The 3,042-nt window shown below is 65.9% G+C and carries 3 protein-coding genes and 1 tRNA gene; 2 read left to right on the top strand and 2 right to left on the bottom strand.

Going from position 1 to position 3,042, the window contains the following annotated elements; translation table 11 throughout:
- Positions 1-285: 285 nt before the first annotated feature.
- Positions 286-1,119 (bottom strand): inositol monophosphatase family protein, encoded by an 834-nt coding sequence (locus tag JWP54_RS03510; RefSeq protein WP_297367309.1) that lies wholly within the window; start codon positions 1,117-1,119, stop codon positions 286-288.
- A 118-nt stretch (positions 1,120-1,237) separates the two neighbouring features.
- Positions 1,238-1,319 (bottom strand) — tRNA-Tyr (locus tag JWP54_RS03505).
- Between the two features lie 156 nt (positions 1,320-1,475).
- On the opposite strand from JWP54_RS03505, the gene JWP54_RS03500 reads away from it, so the two are divergent.
- A complete protein-coding gene (locus JWP54_RS03500; RefSeq protein ID WP_297367307.1) occupies positions 1,476-2,492 on the top strand; it encodes a LacI family DNA-binding transcriptional regulator in 1,017 nt (338 codons plus the stop codon).
- Between the two features lie 218 nt (positions 2,493-2,710).
- A partial coding sequence (locus JWP54_RS03495; RefSeq protein ID WP_297367304.1) for a hypothetical protein occupies positions 2,711-3,042 on the top strand: 332 nt, incomplete at its 3' end.

The following is a 3,042-nucleotide window of genomic DNA, read 5'->3' as shown; positions in this document are numbered from 1 at the left end:
TCGGCTGCGGAGGCATCCGGCTGCGGGGAGTGACGTGACAAAGGGAGGGTACTTTCGGCGCGATTGACGGGAAGTGATGCTCGTCATTCAGACCAGGCCAAAGTAACGAATAGGTAAAGGCTAGCGGGCGGGCCGCGATTTTGCCATCTCGCGACGCCGCAAAACCCGTCAACGAGCCCATCGGCACCCGCCCAGCAGCCTGCCCCACGAGCCGGTTGGCGGTTCGAAAACCGCACGCTGGCCAGCTATTGCGCGGAACATCGCGTGCGATCGGCTATCAAAACCCTAAATGTCGTCGCCGGCCATAAATTCGTTGAAAAGTTTCAGCAGGATGGGCTCCGCGGTGGCGTAGAGATCGGGTGCCGCCGCGATGAGAAGGCTGATGCCTTCACGGTCGTCGCCGAACCCGCCGACGCGGGCACCCGCTTCGGCCGCGACCAGCCCGCCGGCGGCGTGGTCCCAGGGGTTCAGGCCGCGCTCGTAATACAGGTCGAGACGACCAGCGGCCACCGAGCACAGGTCGAGGGATGCCGCCCCCACCCGGCGCACGTCGCGAACCTGGGCGATCAGGCCGTGCAGCACCTGCGCCTGGCGGCTGCGTCGCACCGAATCGTAGGAGAAACCCGTTCCGAACAGGGCCAGCGAGAGCGGCACCCCGGTCTTCACCTGCAGGGGGCGCCCGTTCAGGTCGGCGCCCTGGCCGGCCTGCGCGGAGAACAGCTCATCGATGGCCGGGTTGTGCACCGCGCCGGCCAGCGCCGTCCAGGAGGCCGGGTCGGCGTCGCCCTCGACCACGGCGATGCTCACGGCGTAGAACGGGATCCCGTAGAGGTAGTTCACGGTGCCGTCGATGGGGTCGACCACCCAGGTCAGGCCGGAGGTACCGGTGCCGGCGGTGGATTCTTCGCCGTGGAAGCCGTCGTTCGGCCGTGCGTCGGCCAGCAGCGAGCGGATGAGCGCCTCGGTCTCCCGGTCCGCGAGGGTCACCACGTCTTCCGGTGACGACTTGGACGCCGCGATCTCCACGCCCTCCGCTCGGCGCCGCCGGGCCAGTTCACCGGCGGTGATGGCCGTCTTCCGGGCGAGGGCGAGCAGTTCGGTCGAAGCGGATGGAGTCATCCGACCACGCTACGCCCCGGCGCCCGCCGGCAACAGGAGGCGGAGGTGACCATCTGCTTAACGACGAAACGCGCCGGTGCCGGCGCGTTTCGTGTGATGGTGTGGTGCTTGTGTGCTGTGGCGAGTGCGAGATTCGAACTCACGAAGGCTACGCCGTCTGATTTACAGTCAGATCCCTTTGGCCGCTTGGGTAACTCGCCAGTGCATACCCGACCATATGTGACCACGTGACCGGAGACGCTCAGACAGAATACAAGCCGAAGGGCCCAAGTGCGAAATCAGCCGGGGGCAGCCGGCTGTCGGACCGGTGGATATGATCACTTCACACCCCTCTTGCACGCCGGTAAGGAACCCGAATGGTCGGAATCGACGAGGTCGCCCGTCGAGCGGGCGTCTCCACCGCCACGGTGTCGCGCGCGCTGAGCGGCAATGGCCACGTGTCGCCCGCGACCCGGCTCAAGGTCAAGGCCGCGGCACTGGAAATGGGCTACGTGGTGTCGTCGAACGCGTCCAGCCTGGCGTCCGGCCGGATGAAGAACATCGGCGTCGTCGTGCCGATTCTGAATCGGTGGTTCTACTCCAATGTCGTCGAGGGTGCCCAGAAGGCCTTGCTGCACAACGGCTACGACCTCACTCTGTACAACCTCACCGGAGGCGGCGAGGAGCGGCGCAGCGTCTTCGAGCACTTCCTGTTGCGCCAGCGGGTGGATGCCGTCATCGCGATCTCGCTGGAACTGACCGAGAGCGAAGTGGCCAGGCTGCACGCCCTGGGCAAGCCGCTCGTGGGCGTCGGCGGCCCGATCACGGGTGTGCCCACCCTCACCATCGACGATGTGGCGGTGGCCAGGCTCGCCACCGAACACCTGCTCGCCCTCGGCCACACCCGCATTGCCCACATTGGGGGCAACAGGGACTTCGACCTCGATTTCCACCTGCCGACCAATCGCCGTTTCGGCTACGAGGCCGCGATGGAGGCCGCCGGGATCGACGTGCCCGCGGGCGTGTTCGCGCCGGCGGACTTCACCATCCGCGGCGGGTACCAGGCCGCCAAGCAGCTGCTCGGCAGCCCGCACAACCGACCCACCGCCATCTTCGCCGCGTCGGACGAGATGGCGATCGGCAGCATCCTGGCCGCGCGGGACCTGGGCCTGGTCGTGCCGCGGGACGTGTCGGTGATCGGCATCGACGACCACGAACTGGCCGACTTCTTCGGCCTGAGCACCATCGCGCAATTCCCGCAGGGGCAGGGCGCCACCGCCGTCGAGATTTTGATGGAACAGTTGCGCCCCGGCCAGCACGATGAGGCGGTCGTGAACACCCCGATGCCGTTCGAGCTCATCGTGCGCTCGAGCACGGCCCGCCCCGGCGACTGAGCCGGTTGCCGCCCGACCTGGAGCAGCATCCGGTCCTTCTCGGTAACATGGCTCCCATGGCAGATTCAACGTTCGACATGGGTGTGTATCTGAGTACCGCTTGATGGTGCAGACTGCTGGAATCACTGGTGAGTGTCGGTTTACTCGTTGCTTGGTGTTGCCATAGGTAGGGGGTGATTGTGGCTACGGGTTGTGGCTAGCGCTGGTAACCTCCGAAGATGACTCGTGAAAAGCGCCCTGCCGGCTCTGGCGGCTACCAGACGAAGAAGGACGCAGCTGGAAACCTGATCGCCTGGCGCGGTGCGAAGTCGATCGACGGCGTGCGATGCTACACGCGCTGGTACCCCAACGAGTTGGCAGCTCGCCTCGCGATGGAGGTGCTGAAGAAACCTGAACCCAAGGTCGTAGCTACCCGCCAGCACACGCTGGCCGAGGCGACCGAGGCGTTCATGATCGAGTACGGCGTCGGAGCGAGCACTCGCTCTGATTACGAGTACAACCTGCGCCATTACATCGGCGAGCCGATGGCCAGTACGCCGATAGCCGAAAT

The sequence above is a fragment of the Cryobacterium sp. genome, assembly GCF_025463825.1.
Lineage (GTDB): Bacteria > Actinomycetota > Actinomycetes > Actinomycetales > Microbacteriaceae > Cryobacterium.
This window is presented reverse-complemented; position numbering and strand designations above follow the sequence as displayed.

Coding starts and splice junctions, on each gene's coding strand:
- JWP54_RS03510 (WP_297367309.1), bottom strand. CDS start 1,119: ATGACTCCATCCGCTTCGACCGAACTGCTCGCCCTCGCCCGGAAGACG.
- JWP54_RS03500 (WP_297367307.1), top strand. CDS start 1,476: ATGGTCGGAATCGACGAGGTCGCCCGTCGAGCGGGCGTCTCCACCGCC.